The sequence below is a fragment of the Bacillus cereus group sp. BfR-BA-01331 genome (assembly GCF_022663915.1).
Classification (GTDB): domain Bacteria; phylum Bacillota; class Bacilli; order Bacillales; family Bacillaceae_G; genus Bacillus_A; species Bacillus_A mycoides.
Genome location: NZ_JAKUGJ010000002.1, coordinates 157,167 through 172,817 on the forward strand (window position 1 = coordinate 157,167; position 15,651 = coordinate 172,817).

Genomic DNA, 15,651 nt, shown 5'->3' on the forward strand with positions numbered 1-15,651 from the left:
TATCAATGAAGATAAAAACAGAGCAAGATATAATTCGTTTTATAGAAAACGACGAATGGATGATGTATGTATTAAAAATGGCAAAATCACTAGAGCTACCTGATTGGTGGATTTGTGCTGGGTTTGTCCGTTCTAAAATTTGGGATACTTTACATAACTACGAAGTAAGAACGGCTACGCCAGATGTCGATGTCATTTATTATGATCCATTACATAAAGATGAGGCGTACGAACAATCATTAAAACAGAAGCTGGCGAATATGGATGCCTCTATCCCTTGGTCAGTAAAAAATCAAACTCGCATGCATGTAGTGAATGGAATGCCACCATACTCTTCTTCTGTTGATGCTATTTCTAAATTTCCTGAAACAGCAACCGCTTTAGGAGTTACGCTTGACGAGCAAAACAATCTCATATTAACAGCTCCATGTGGAATTGAAGATGTACTTTCATTACAAGTGAAACCTACACCTCATTTTCTGGAAACGAAAGAACGAATACATATGTACAACAAAAGAGTTAATCAAAAGAAATGGCAAAGCAAATGGCCTAACATTACAATCACTTATCCCGAAATTTAAAAAGAGTGCTTCTCATTATTAGAAGCACCCTTCTTTTTTATTTCAAAAAATGCATGATTGTTTCTGCGAATCTCTCTGCTTCCTCATAATGCGGTGAATGACCACTTTCTCCGAATACAATATACTTCCCATTTGAAGCATCATTATTAAATATTTCAATTTGTTTTTCACACGTTACTACATCGTATTTTCCTACAATTAATAACATTGGATTTTGTATATCTTTTATTTTAGATAATAATGACGTATGACATGCTCCCTCTGATTTTAATCTATCAAAATGGATTTTGGAGCGATTTGAAAATACTTCCCACTCTTCATCACTATATAAACTATCGTCTGTCTCATCTTTTTTATAATTGTAAATCTCCATTCTTTTTTCTTCTAATTCAGCACTTAATCTTATATAAGCTTCTAACAACTCTTCTGAACTAGCATTATTAGATGAATAAGCAAAGCAGTCTTCTGCTGCCGCTTCTTTTCCATACTTTTTTAATAACGTTCCTGTCTTTTGTAATAGAGCCCTACTTGTTAATGCAAAATCGAAAGTCGGACCTTCAAATATTATTTTCTCTATTGAATTTGGATACATCGACGCATATAACAACGCTAAATATCCACCGAAAGAGTGCCCGATTACAGACCATTTCTCAATTTGTAATAGTTTTCTTATTTCCTCACAGTCTTCAACTAAATCATTTAATCCAAAAGGTTCTTCCTCAGTAATTCCTTCTGATCGACAAACTCCTCTTTGATCTATCATAATGACATATAAGGAATCTTTTAATCGTACTGCTTGATAAAATGAAAAATCATAACAGCTTTCACCTGGGCCACCGTGTAAAAATAATACTGGTTTATTTTTAGGACTTCCATGTGTTTCAACGTATAGCTTTTTCCCTCTAATGTTCATATATTTCCCAACTTCAATCAAATTTGTTTTTATTATCATCACCTTCTTTTTTTTACTGAATATTATAACATTTAAACTTAAATAATCCCTATTACATTTAAAAATACGATAACTATTGCAAGTGGTGCTACAAATCGAAGTAAAAATGCCCAGATAGTAAATACTATCTTTCCATAATTTCCACCTACAAAAAATTCAGCTTCTAACACTTTCTTTTCCATCTTGAATGATACGAAAATACTAATAAATAATGCTCCCAGCGGCATTAATATATTACTAGATAAGAAGTCTACTGCATCAAAAATATTCTTCCCAAAAATCGTAATATCACTCCATACTCCAAATGATAAGGCAGATGGTATACCTGCTAGGAAAATGCAGAACCCGATGATCCATGATAGTTTAGCTCTTCTTTCTTGTTCACCATTTGCTAATGCTGAAACAACCGTCTCTAGTAGAGAAAATGCCGAGGTTAATGTGGCAAATGTAAATAGAGCAAGAAATACAGTTAAGAACAATCCTCCGAATGGAATTTGGCTAAATACAGATGGCAATACGATAAATAGTAAGCCTGGCCCTTCTGTCGGCTCCATGCCTAACGAAAATACTGCTGGAAAAATGGCAAGACCTGCAAATAAAGAGACGAATAAATTCAATCCAACAATTGTTATTGCTGATTTTGGTAAACTTTCTTTTTTATTCAAATACGAGCTATACGTAACCATAATCGAAATCCCTATACTAATCGCAAAGAATGATTGGCCCATTGCGAATAAAATACTTTCTGAAGTAATCTTCGAGAAATCTGGTTGTAAGAAAAACTTCACGCCTTGCATCGCATTATCCAGTGTTAATGAACGAATAATAAGAGCGACAAATAAAACGAACAATGCTGGTAGCATATATTTACTTGCTTTTTCAATTCCATTTTGTACACCTTTTGATACAACCCATATCGTAATGAACATAAATGCAAAATGACCGATAATGGCCCAAGTCGGATTTCCAATTGTCTCTGTGAATAATGCACTATAATTTTGTCCCGGAGTAATAAGCTGTCCTGTTACTCCCCTGAAAAAATATATTAAAACCCAGCCACCTACAACACTATAAAATGATAGCAATATAAAACAAGTTCCAACGCCAAGACGGCCAATCCAGTGCCATCCTGTATTTGGTGCGATACTTTTAAATGCTCCAACTGCTTGTTTCTGTGTACTGCGTCCAATCATAAATTCAGCTATAAGTAGCGGTAGTCCAATTAATACAGTAAATAATATAAAGATTAAAAAGAATGCCCCTCCCCCGCTCTTTCCAGCGATATAAGGAAACTTCCATATTGCGCCAAGTCCAATTGCTGATCCTGCTGCTGCCATTATAAAACCTAATTTCGAAGTCCATTGCTCCGTCTGTTTCATCCTATTTTCCTCCTGTTAAAATCAACTTATATTAATAAATAAATGTTATTAATCAATCTGAATAAAACCTCCATTTCTTTTTCTATAAAATAAAAAAATGGCCCAACGTCTCTATATAAAGAGACGCTAAGCCATTTACTTAACGCGGTACCACCCTTATTGATTCCATTATGAATCCACCTTAGTAGTAATCGTTTGATTACAAACCTAATATCGAAGGTTAACCGTTAAGATTTACTAAGAATGTGATTCCGTTCCACCTTACTGCTCCTAGGCGAGTTCAGGATGTCATTTGACTATGTCGCACCACCCCATAGCTCTCTGTACAAATACATGACCTTACTACTCCTATTCAATGCATTTTAATATTTAGAATATATTTTCTTTTGAAATTAATATGAAGTATATCGGTTATATTTATAACTGTCAAGGGCTATGTTAATTTTTTGTCGAAAATGATTTTTATAAACTTTCAATGTAAAAATGAAAGAACAGTAAAAAAGCATCTTCGCGATAATCGCGAAGATGCTTTTTTATGGTATAAGACGTGTACAATCTCTCGGAAAAGCACTCGCTTCTCTAACATTTGATAATTCTAAAAGCTTATACACAACTCGTTCTAATCCAATTCCAAAGCCACCATGCGGTGGACATCCGTAGCGGAATGTATCTACATACGATTGAAATTTCTCTGGATGTAATCCTTTTTCTTTAAAAGATGCGAGTAACATTTCATGATTGTGAATACGCTGTGCACCTGACGTTATTTCTAATCCTTTATATAATAGGTCAAATGAATCCGTTACGGCTTCATTCTCCTTATTCGGTATTGTATACATCGGTCGCGATTCTTTCGGATAATGTGTAATAAAGACAAATTCACTTTTATATGTTTCCTTCACATATTTCCCTAGTAACTTTTCACCTTCTGTATCTAAATCCCCTTCAGGAGATTCTTTCCGATACTTCATTTTCAAAATTTCTTGCGCTTCTGCCAATGTGATTTTAGGAATTTCTGTAATGACAGGTACTGTTATTTGTAATAGTTGTAGTTCTTTTTCACATTTTTCTCCTACTTGTTGAAACATGTATCGTAAAATATCTGTTTCTAATTGCATTACTTCATGAAAATCATGAATAAATCCAAGTTCTACATCTAACGATATATATTCATTTAAATGTCTTGAAGAGTTATGATGTTCAGCCCGGTACACAGGAGCAATTTCAAAAACACGTTCGAGTCCTCCCGCTACCATCATTTGTTTATAAAACTGTGGTGATTGAGCTAAATACGCTTCTTTTTGGAAATATGGAAGCTTAAAAACATTCGCTCCTCCTTCTGCCCCTTGCGAGACAATTTTCGGAGTAAATATACGTGTGAAATCGTTCTCTATTAGGAATTCACTAAAGCTCTGAACGAGTATAGATTTCACTTTAAATATCGCCGCGATTCGCTCATGCCTTAACGATAATACTCGCTCATTCAATAATTGATCTAGGCCAACTTGTAACTTTTTTTTATTTATTTCAAATGGGAGTGATTCTGCTCCATTTAGTACTTCCACTTCATGTGCAAGTACTTCAACACCTAATTCTGTTTTCGGTGTCTCTACTATTTCTCCAATTATTTGGACCACACTTTCAACATCAACTTTGTATCCGGCTAACTCGTTTTCTAATACACATTGAATAACTCCCGTTCGGTCCCTTAATAATAAAAAACTAACATTCCCTAGATGACGAATCTTTTTTACCCATCCTTGTAGTAATACAACCTTCCCGCCATGTTCCGTACATTCTCGTGTGAGTGAACGCTTCATTATTTGATCCATTATATTTCCCTCCATTAATTTTATTTTTATTTACGTTATTGTTGTCATCGTCATCATCCACGGTCACTCACCTCCTTTCAAAGAATACAAAAATCCGCCCCTATAAATAGGGACGGATTTTTCCGCGGTACCACCCAAATTGTCATAATGACCATCTTAGCCCTGATAACGGTAGGTACCGTTTGCTTTTACTAATTATCACGTTCAAAGCAACACTCACAGGTGTCTTTCCATCATGCGGTATCGCAATCTTCCCAGCAACCGATTGCTCTCTGTAGACCCTTGCATCATGTACTTTTCCTAATCATCACTTTTTATATTTACAGAGTATTCTATCTCTTTATTTTATAAAACGCAAGCCCTTTTAGAAAAATATTGCGATTTTTCACTAAACAGACCCCTTCTAAAGATATGTAACATGAACATTGAACTCTATACAATTATCATTTGACAGCTTAGAAATATTTTATCCTTATCAAATTCTTTCAATTGAACTTTTTTCCATTTTATTACATAAAACACAAGTTTCCCACGCATATTATTATTAAAGTTTTATCGGAGGTGTACATATGAAAAAAACAATTAGTTTCTTTCTCCTACTATTATGCTTAGTTGTAGTTAATGAAGCATATGCCTATTCACCAAAATCTTTACCAATCTCTCAAAATTCTGATCAATGGCAAGTAAATATTGATGAAGTAAAAAGAACGAGTGAAAAATTGTTACAACCCAAAAAAGGTGTATTTCAAACATATCATTTCTCTGTAAAAAATCTTGGAAAAAGTGAAGTGTATAATGTACAAGTTGAAGTTTTTCGGAATGAACCAAATACGAAAACAAAATATGAACTCTTTTCCCTAAAAGAAAGTCGTCTAGCGGGCGGAAAAACTGGATTTGAACACGCTAATTTTCCAGTTTCTACAAAATCGGATAAGGTTGACGTGATCATTACGTGGCAAGAACATCCTTTCCGCTCTATGAGAAACGGTCAAAAAGTTGAATCTAGAAAATTTAAAGAGCATTTTGTTTTTAAAGAAGCAGTAAAGTGAACTTATCGGTATATGTACATTATTACCGCTACCAATAAATTTTCTAGTACCAGTTCTTAAGCAAATTAAAAACGTCGTGGCTTATAAATGCCACGACGTTTTTAATTAATTCGTACTAATTCCTCTCGCTGCCCAAATACGATCGATTTCAGCAGCATGTTGCCCGCCGTATAAAAGAGCATCTGCTTGCTTAATCGCTTTCGCTCCATCACGGAATTTCGCATTTGGCGTTAATGACCAATGTGATTGTAAAATAATTTTTGTTGCTACATCACGTCCAAAAGATTGCGCCATTTCGTATTGACCTTGAGCCCAAATTTCCCCATCATTATGCACTTCATTCGTTATATCTTTCGGGTATACTTTATTCGTATCTAATCGGCGTAAGCACGTCGGATCTGAACTAGAATAAGCAGTCGCATCCCATTCTCCAATACATGCTTTCCCGTATCCTGTTGTCGATACTGCATCTTCATAAGTAGCACCTAAGAAGTCTCCAAATCCTTCTCCCATCGCTCCACCTTCTGGTGAACTTCCGAATCCTGGCACTTGATTATCTTGAATAGAATGACCATATTCATGCGCAATAATGCCAGCATCTTCTGCATCATCTACTCCGCCAGTACCGAAAGTTAAAGCTTTCGTTGATGGAGAATAGAATGAATTATCGTCAGTTGTACCATTTACATTCACTTTAATCGAACGTTTATTAATATTTTGAAAACCTAATCCTTGAATGTAACGCTGTAATGTATCAATATGATAATATGACATAACATCTTCAAAACTATCATTTGCACGTGTATAGTTAAATTGTAAGTTTGTAGATTTCGTCTTCGCTTTTGAAGAAATCGTAACATACTCACCAATTAAAAATCCTGTACCATCTAAACCTTTTAACGTAACAGTTTTCAATTGATTCGTTAATGCTGTTGAATCTGCATCATTATTATCTTTTAACCCTGCTAAACTTCCACTAGATACGACAGGGTTAGGTAAAAATACTTTTCCTGTTCCTTCTGCTTTTCGGTTTATATCAACTTTTTTAATTAACTTTCCATTTTCCGCATCAATGAATGTTTCCCATGCACCGAATGGATTATTAGAATGGACTACCACTTTATATACAGGAATAGCGACTCCCTCTTCAACAATATATCCGAATTCTTTTTCTGTAGGAGCCCATAAGTTTTGCTCACTTTCTCCTCCAACATACGCCATCGATTTTTGTTCTGCATCTTTTTCACTAATTTTTTTCGTAACTTCCTTCACACCTGTAACAGGCTGATAATCTGAAATCGCAAGTAATCCTTTTCCCTCTCCGTTAAGAGTAACTGTAATTTGTTTTGAAAATACAGGCGCACCATTGACCACTTGTTGGAATCTAACATATGAAGCTACTGATGTTTCTGTTGTAGAAATATATTGCAAGTCTGAAAGGTCTGCCTTCAATCCATATTCCGTAGCATGTCCCTTTAAATATTCAATTGCTTTTTTCTGTGGTGAATAAGCTTCTAACTTTACTTGCTGTTGTTTTTCCAGTGCTGAAACAGTAGAAATTGTCCCCATTACTAATGGCACAGTCATTGCCATTGCCACCATTTTTTTGTTTAACATAGAACCACTCCCCCTAATAAATTGAAAACTTTACCCCATTCCTATAAGGCTATTCCTGTCCACAAGTAACGAAATAAAGTGAATCTACGAGTAATTCTATACAAACAATTCTATTACCTTTACATTTTGGGTAAGTGAAATTTTCTCAATATTTATGTGTGAAACGAGAAAAATACTGTAGAAATATATTACTCTTTATTTTCATCGTGATAATTCATTTTCAGTGTTTTATTTAGCGTGTTTTGGAGAAAGAAATTTTCTAGAGCTCCTATCGAATGGATTATGAGAAAATTAGCCGGATAATTTCTCTTCATACAAAAAGGAAGTTGGAATGAACGATTCCAACTTCCTTCTCATTTAATTTGCTGGGCTCAGTTTGATGCGAACTTTTGTCTCACCTAAAGAAAGTTCATCGTCCTCATTCGTTAAGTGACCAAACGCAAATTGCTTGACGAGTAAGTTTTCTTCTAATAAATCTTTATGATTCGTTAACGTTTGCTGTAGTTCTTCTTCTGTATCAAGAATTACATCCACTCGTAAATTAACTGGTAAATTCAACTGCTTACGATATTCTTGAACTGCACGAATAAATTCACGTGCTACTCCTTCTTGTAACAATTCTTCCGTTACATTCGTATCTAACATTACCGTATATTGACCGTTAGTCGTATTTGAAAATCCTGATTTCGCAACTTTCTCTACTAATACATCTTCAGCTGTTACAACTACTTCTTCTCCTGGTGCTACTTCGTAAACTGCTCTTTCTGTAGATACAAAGTGTTGTACTTCTTCTTTTGATAATTGTTTTAACCAACCATTTACTGCATTCACACTTTTACCAAACTTCGGCCCAGCTGTTTTAAAATTCAGCTTTAATTGATAGGACGTGTATTTCGTTTCATCGAGTTCAACATGGAACGCTTTTACATTTAGCTCATCCATGATGATATCACGATAAGATTCCCAATCCATATCATTTTCATTATGCGCTAGTAATACAAGTTCTGCTAACGGCTGTTTTACTTTTAATGAATGTTGATTACGATTACTTCTTCCAAGTTCAACAACTTGTAAAACAGCATCCATTTCTGCTTCTAACTCAGGCTGGATAAGTGATTCGTTTACAACCGGATAATCTGCTAAATGAACGCTTCTTCCTTCTAAATTCAGATGAATATCCTCAGCTACAAACGGTGTAAATGGTGCAATTAATTTACTAATTGTCACAAGTACTTCATGAAGTGTCTCATACGCAGCTGCTTTTTCAGCATTCATACCAGACTCCCAGAAACGATTACGTGATCGTCTTACGTACCAGTTACTCACTTCATCTACAAGCGCCGCGATTTCACGAGCTGCATTCGTAAATTGATAATCATCAAGTGCTGTTCTCACCTTTTTCGTTGTGCTATGCAATCTTGATAATACCCATTCATCCAATTTCGTTCGCTTTACATCATAGGTTTCATTCGGATTATACTCATCTAAATTTGCATATAAAACGTAGAAGCTATATACGTTGACTAACGTATCTACAAATTTAGATTTTGCTTCCAGTACTGTTCTTTCAGAAAAACGCTTCGCATTCCACGGAGCACTGTCAACAAGTAGAGCCCATCTTAAAGCATCTGCACCAAACTGATTTACTAAATCAACTGGATCTAGTGCATTTCCTTTACTTTTAGACATTTTCTGTCCTTCCTCGTCTAGAACATGCCCTAGTGATAACACTCGTTTATAAGGTACTTTTCCTGTATATAGTGCTGATACTGCTAATAAACTATAAAACCATCCGCGTGTTTGATCAATGCCTTCTGCAATAACATCTGCTGGAAACTGTTCTTCAAATAACTCTTTATTTTCAAATGGATAATGATATTGTGCAAACGGCATGGAACCACTATCAAACCAAACATCGATTACTTCTGGTGTACGATTCATTGTACTTCCGCATTTTTCGCAGCAAACTTGCACTTCATCTACATACGGCTTATGCAATTCTAAATCTTCAGGTGTTTCTTTCGTACTATGCTTTCTTAATTCGGCAATGCTTTTCGGTGCGAATTGATGATCGCAGCTTTCACATTCCCATACGTTTAACGGTGTTCCCCAATATCTATTCCGGCTAATATTCCAGTCCACCATGTTTTCTAAAAACTTACCAAACCGTCCATGCTTCATATGGTCTGGATACCACTTAACAGAATCATTATTTCGTAAAAATATTTCTTTAATCTCAGTTGTTCGGATTAACCAGCTTTCTCCTGCATAATAAAGTAATGGTGAATCACAGCGCCAGCAATGCGGATAGCTATGTTCATATTTTTCTTTATGATATAGCAAACCTTCTTTAGCTAAATAACGAACGATATCAACGTCACATTCTTTTACAAACTTACCTTTAAGAAATGGTACTGCATCCGTATACTCACCTTTCTCATCTACAACATGTAAGAACGACAATCCTTCACTTTGAACGACTCTATAATCGTCCTCCCCATATGCTGGAGCGATATGAACGAGTCCTGTACCACTATCTGCAGTTACAAAATCTGCTGCAATTACGTGGTACCCATTTGTAACTTCCTTCATCGGAAACGGTGCTGTATAAGATGTGTTTACTAATTCTTCGCCTTTATGAACGGATAATACTTCATAGTTTTCTTTTAGTACTTCTTGTACACGCTCTTTCGCAACAATGTATACATACCCTTCTTGTTTCGCTTTAACGTATTCCATATTTGGATGTACAGCAAGTGCAACATTCGCTGGAAGTGTCCACGGCGTTGTCGTCCATCCAAGGAAATATTCATTTTCACTATTTTTCACTTTAAACTTAACTGTCGCGCTTAAATCTTTCACTGTTTTATATCCTTGTGCAACTTCATGTGAACTAAGAGATGTTTGACAGCTTGGGCAGTACGGCGAAACTCTATGCCCTTTATATAACAAGCCTTTTTCATGAATCGTCCCTAAAATATTCCATACACTTTCGATATATGGATTCTCTAGAGTAACATACGGATCATCCATATCTACCCAATATCCAATGCTCTCCGTAAATTCACGCCACTGCTTCTCATACGTGAATACACTCTCTTTACACTTTTGAATAAATGGCTCAATGCCGTACTCTTCAATCTCATGCTTACCTGAAATACCAAGTTGTTTTTCGACGCCTAATTCTACAGGTAATCCATGTGTATCCCAGCCAGCTTTTCTTAACACTTTATATCCAGCCATCGTTTTATATCTTGCTACTAAATCTTTAATCGCCCGCCCAAGTGCATGGCCGACGTGTGGTAATCCGTTCGCTGTCGGTGGCCCTTCATAAAACACAAAAGATTGTGCACCTTCTCGATTCTGAATTGATTGCTCGAAAATACTTTGTTCATTCCACTGCTTACGAATACGTTTTTCTCTCTCTACAGCTGACTCTTTTACATCTACTTTTTTCATGTACAATCACTCCTTTGAATGTTCTAAAAAGCACACAAAAAACCCGTCCCTATGAAGTAGGGACGGGTTTACCCGCGTTACCACCCTAATTCTATTAGCTTTTCACTAATAGCACTTAGCAACGTACTAACATACGCGTTCTTTGTAACGGTAGACATCCGTCCGAGCTTACTTTATTCAGCCACGGCTCCTCGGAGATGATTTTCAAATAACGTCTGCACACCGGCTTTCAGCAATACACCGGCTCTCTGGAGAACAGCTCACTATTTTACTCTTTCTCGTCTTCAGATTTGTATACTTTATTAAAAGTTATTTTATGCCATTAAACAATTAATTGTCAACTAATTCGAAATATATTTTTATTTATACCCTTTTTCTCTATTCTTATACAATTACTTTTCAAATTCTCGCAATCCTGCTAAATCTTCATCTTCCTCTGCAAGTTCAGCGAAAAATCCTGTTTCATCTTCACGAAGCACAATTTCAAGTTCATCTCTTGCCTCTTCATTTCTGTTTAATAATGTTAAATAACAAGCATGATCGTATCTTGCTAGCAAGTCAGTAGCATCAATTGCTAATATTTCACTTGTTATTTTTTCTGCCTTTGTCGTTTGCCCAGCTCTATGATACGAAGATGCTAAAGCAAGAAGAATTGCTGTTTCATTTGGATGATGTACAGAAGCGTCTTCTAATAACTGAATCGAGTCCTCAATTCTCTCTTGACTTTGATATATTTCTGCTAAAGAAAGGAATCCTCTACTTACAAATGGTGTTTTCTCAATTAATTGCAAGTAAATTTTTTCGGCTTTTCTTTCTTCGCCTAGCTTACATAATACATTCGCTTGTAGAAGAAGTGTATCATAATCATCCGGTAGCTCGCGAACCATTTGTTTCGTTAATTCAAAAGCATCTCGTAACATATCTTCTTCTTCACACTCAATGAAAAGATTTACAAGTTGCTTCGCTACATCATAATCCCACTTATTTTCTAACGATGTTTGTAAAACCTCTATAGCTTCTTTATTCATCGCCGCATTCTCATAAAATATTGCGAAACGCTGCGCTGCCATACTATTTTTCGGATTTAAATTTAAGGAGATTTCAAATAAATCGATAATAACTGTAATCATTGAAATTTCCTTCGCACGATTTTTCATGCGATAAAATGCTCTTGTAAATATAGATTTTTTCGGTTGCTCATTTTGCTGTCTTTCTACTAATCTTTCGGCAACCGCAGTAGCTGCATACATAAACGCTGTACTTCTTTCTGCTTTTTTCACCTTTAACGTATGAAGTACGTCTCGTATTTGGGATAATTTTTTATGTTGCTCCATTGCTTTTACGTACACACCAAAAATACGTTCACTTTCCAAATCTTTATGCATTACTTTCAGCGCAACTTCGATTGCTTCTACACTCTGCTTTTTAACTAGCAATTTCGCATAATGATATAGTACTTCCACATGCGCTTCATCTATTTTCATTGCGCATTCGATATATTCTTTTTCTTTATTTACCTCATTCATCGCACCATATACATATGCAATTGCATCTAAACGCCATATTTCGGGTACCTCTTCTGCTAATTGTTCTAGTTCAACTAGCAATTCTTCATGAAGATTCAAATCTACTGAAAGCTGTGCCAAATATCCCATATTAATATGCAAGGGCTCTTCTTTCATTGCCTGGACCATATGACTTTGTTCTTTAGAACTATTTTCTTCTTTTTCATATATTTCTGCTAGTTGCACATGTACACCTGTGAAATTCTTATCCATTTCTAAACATGTTTCATACGCATGCTTCGCTTCTTGAAATTGCCCTAACGCCATGAATGTTTCACCGATTCGAAAATACGGCAATGAATCCTGTTTTTTCTTAAGTGCATCATTATACCGTTTTATCGCCTGATCATACTGTCCAATAGATTCATATAAAATACCAGCGTAACAACCGTATTCAATTACTTCCGTTTTCTCTTTTTCTAACGTTCTTAAAAACGCTATGCCTCGTTGCACAAAAGCTGTGTCTTTTATTCGATTTACATACTCATCCAACACGCTCGCTATATTAGCGTATACGCTTCGTATACCGTTCTCTAATTTAGAAAGTGCAAGTTTTAACTCTTTTTCATCCTCGCCTAATGCCATTTCAGCATCCCATAGCACCATACCAGCATTCATAAGGAAATCTTGATTGTCTTCAAATTGCTTATTAATACTGACAATATAGTTTTTTGCATCCTTATATTGTTCCTTTGCCATATAAACTTGAATTAAACCGAAATGAGAATATACATCTTCATTATTTTCTTCTAAAGAACGCTTATATATAGTTTCCGCTTCTTCAAGTTCATCATTTTGAAAATAAAAATCTCCTAAACGAACATATAAAGACGCCTGATCTTCACAATTTTGAATTCCTTGTAATAGAATTTCCTTCGTATTTTTCTCATCATCCAAATCCGATTCATAGATTTCCGAAAGCTTCGTATATAAATAGGCTGCTGTTTTATCTAATTGAATCGCCACTTTAAGTCCTTTTACCGCCAAATAGACTTTCCCTAAATACTGAGCACATCTTGCACGTTCATACCATATGTGCGCTTCATATTTATATTCTTTTAATAAATCATTAAAGAATCCATATGCTTCTTCATATCGTTCTAAATCTATTAAAATTAAACCGTGATTTACAAGTGTAAACCTTTCTGGACTACGTTCTATAGCTGTTAGAGAATACTCTAGCCCCTTTTCGGATTGATCCATATACATGTATGATAATGCTAAGAAACTCCACGCAACTGGTTGATCTGCATCCAATTGTAATGATGAACGAAAACTAGCAATCGATTCTGCATAATTATCTTGCTCAAAAAAGAAACGTCCATTTATAAAATGATACAACGCTTGATTGCTTTTCTTCTCCACACTTTGAAGCATCTGTCCTGCTTTTTCCATATCCTGCAGACGAATAAAACACTGTGCACTATGCAATTTCACAAAGTCAGAGCTCGGAAACTTTTTCATTAATTTTTCTATACAAAACTGAATAAAATCTTTATCTACTTCAGCATCTAAATGTTTAATCGTATATAACCAAGTGTTTGGATTTTCACTTGTTTCTTTTAAAAATAGTACTAACTTTTCAATTCCCTCTTTATCTTGCTCACCTAAATGATCTGTAAGAGAAAAGATTGTTTTATAATAAGTGTGTTCTTCCACATTTAAAAATGAAAGTTGTTCTATTCTATCTTTCGGTATAAACGTAATAGCTAAACAATCTGTATAACGATATTTTTCTTGCAACTTATCATATTCCACAAGAATCGGTTCCAAGAAATTCGGATCTTGAATATAAAAAGCTTGCAGTACATCGTCATAACCAGAAAGCACTTGTACATGGGAAGCGTGCTCAATATCTATACTTAATAAAACGGGAATACCTTGATTGAGTAATCTCTTATAATTTTCCTCATTCCCTTGAAAATAACGATATTCGTAACCTTGCTCTTCTATATATGTAACTGTATCTGAAAACTTAGAACCTGTTACATCAAAAATATGTTGTGCAATTTCATCTTGCGTACGTTTTTCTCCCCATACCCCTAACATCATTTCCAAACTTGTCGGAACGCAATAGTTATCCTTTTGTACAACCGGAACTATCGGTAAACGAACCTTTTTTCCATCAGGATTTTTTTCTATATGATGATATAGAGAATTTTTCAAACTCTTTTCACTTTTCAATAGCGCTTGCAAATCGTGAATATTATTCATTTTATAAAATGCTTCTGCACGTAAATGTATAAAATAAGTTGTATATGCATGATGCGGAAGCATATGATTAATTTTATCTATTACCGCTAACATTTCTTCATAGCGCTCTAAATCTAATAAATATTTTACTTTTTCAAAATAGAAATATGGTACTTGAGGAAACTTTGCAATCGCATCATTAATGAGTTGTAACGCTCGCTGCTGTTCACCTTTATATGCATATAATTGCGCCAATAAGTACGTAGCTAACTCTTCACAATCTTTATGCTGCTGACCGGATAAAAGTTGTTCCTCTGCCTTCTCCCACTCACCAGTCTGTATATATAAGTAACCCCATTTATCAAAAACTGCACGTGTACTATACTTTTCCGCCTTTTGCATATAGGCATAGGCCTCTTCATTTCGCTTCATATCTAACAAACATCTAACTAACGTAAAATATGCTTTCGTTAAAACATCCGCATCAGTTTCCTCTTCATTTACCTTTTCCAAAGAATCTTTTAATAATTGTTCAGCATCAAGAATTTTACGTTCATCAATTAATTCATCACAATATAAAGAGAGCGTTCTCATATTTGGGAACTTTTTATATGTATAACGAATTAAAAAGGAGCTATATTGATGCATCAAACCCTCATCAGCGAGACGAATTAATGTATCAAACTCCTTAGCTGACGAGACGTTAGAAAGCCATTTCTTCACGTATGATAACTTATTCGTTTCTTTTATATGCGCAATTTCATTATTTATCTCATGTAATCCATCTACGAATCTCTTTTCTTTCAAACAAATCTCTAATTGCTTAAAATCTAGCATGCATTCACCTCAAATTATTATTTATACTGCCATTTGCAAGCAGTATTCTAACCTACTTGCTTAGATTTTACACATCATATAGTATGCATTCAACTAAAACCTCATATAATGAACGATATTATTTAATATTATTCAAGTTTATAACTAAATATCTTAAAAACGATACTTTTTCTCGTTATTTTGTTTA

Annotated in this window: 8 protein-coding genes, 1 pseudogene and 3 other annotated features; of the genes and pseudogenes, 3 read left to right on the forward strand and 6 right to left on the reverse strand. The window is 35.0% G+C overall.

What is annotated here, in order from left to right; all coding sequences use genetic code 11:
- Positions 1-5: 5 nt before the first annotated feature.
- Positions 6-581 (forward strand): nucleotidyltransferase family protein, encoded by a 576-nt coding sequence (locus MR155_RS05030; protein WP_113937766.1) that lies wholly within the window; start codon positions 6-8, stop codon positions 579-581.
- A gap of 37 nt (positions 582-618) precedes the next feature.
- Here MR155_RS05030 and MR155_RS05035 read toward each other — a convergent pair whose 3' ends face one another.
- The 3 genes from MR155_RS05035 to aspS form a co-directional block, all read right to left on the reverse strand.
- Positions 619-1,533: an alpha/beta fold hydrolase gene (locus tag MR155_RS05035; RefSeq protein WP_219302150.1), complete on the reverse strand. Its 915-nt coding sequence runs from the start codon at positions 1,531-1,533 to the stop codon at positions 619-621.
- A 38-nt stretch (positions 1,534-1,571) separates the two neighbouring features.
- Positions 1,572-2,912, reverse strand: coding sequence for a sodium-dependent transporter (locus tag MR155_RS05040; RefSeq protein WP_113937764.1), 1,341 nt, complete (start codon positions 2,910-2,912; stop codon positions 1,572-1,574).
- Between the two features lie 116 nt (positions 2,913-3,028).
- Positions 3,029-3,277: a binding site (T-box leader), on the reverse strand.
- Between the two features lie 168 nt (positions 3,278-3,445).
- Complete coding sequence (aspS, locus tag MR155_RS05045) at positions 3,446-4,744, reverse strand: aspartate--tRNA(Asn) ligase (RefSeq protein WP_219302149.1); 1,299 nt, start codon at positions 4,742-4,744, stop codon at positions 3,446-3,448.
- 105 nt (positions 4,745-4,849) lie between these two features.
- Positions 4,850-5,061, reverse strand: a binding site (T-box leader).
- 252 nt (positions 5,062-5,313) lie between these two features.
- Here aspS and MR155_RS05050 point away from each other — a divergent pair.
- Positions 5,314-5,793 carry a hypothetical protein gene (locus MR155_RS05050; RefSeq protein WP_113937762.1) on the forward strand — a complete coding sequence of 160 codons (480 nt, stop codon included), beginning with the start codon at positions 5,314-5,316 and terminating at the stop codon, positions 5,791-5,793.
- A gap of 105 nt (positions 5,794-5,898) precedes the next feature.
- Here MR155_RS05050 and MR155_RS05055 read toward each other — a convergent pair whose 3' ends face one another.
- Positions 5,899-7,410, reverse strand: a complete 1,512-nt coding sequence (locus MR155_RS05055; RefSeq protein ID WP_113937761.1) for a M36 family metallopeptidase — start codon at positions 7,408-7,410, stop codon at positions 5,899-5,901.
- 213 nt (positions 7,411-7,623) lie between these two features.
- Here MR155_RS05055 and MR155_RS05060 point away from each other — a divergent pair.
- Positions 7,624-7,713: pseudogene (locus MR155_RS05060) on the forward strand (DUF418 domain-containing protein); the annotation flags it as partial.
- Positions 7,714-7,767: 54 nt separating this feature from the next.
- On the opposite strand, the gene ileS reads toward MR155_RS05060, so the two are convergent.
- Together ileS and MR155_RS05070 are read right to left on the reverse strand one after the other, a co-directional pair.
- Positions 7,768-10,869, reverse strand: coding sequence for an isoleucine--tRNA ligase (gene ileS, locus MR155_RS05065; protein ID WP_242308490.1), 3,102 nt, complete (start codon positions 10,867-10,869; stop codon positions 7,768-7,770).
- A gap of 55 nt (positions 10,870-10,924) precedes the next feature.
- Positions 10,925-11,163: a binding site (T-box leader), on the reverse strand.
- 98 nt (positions 11,164-11,261) lie between these two features.
- Positions 11,262-15,464, reverse strand: a complete 4,203-nt coding sequence (locus MR155_RS05070; RefSeq protein WP_242308493.1) for a bacteriocin-processing peptidase family protein — start codon at positions 15,462-15,464, stop codon at positions 11,262-11,264.
- Positions 15,465-15,651 lie beyond the last annotated feature (187 nt).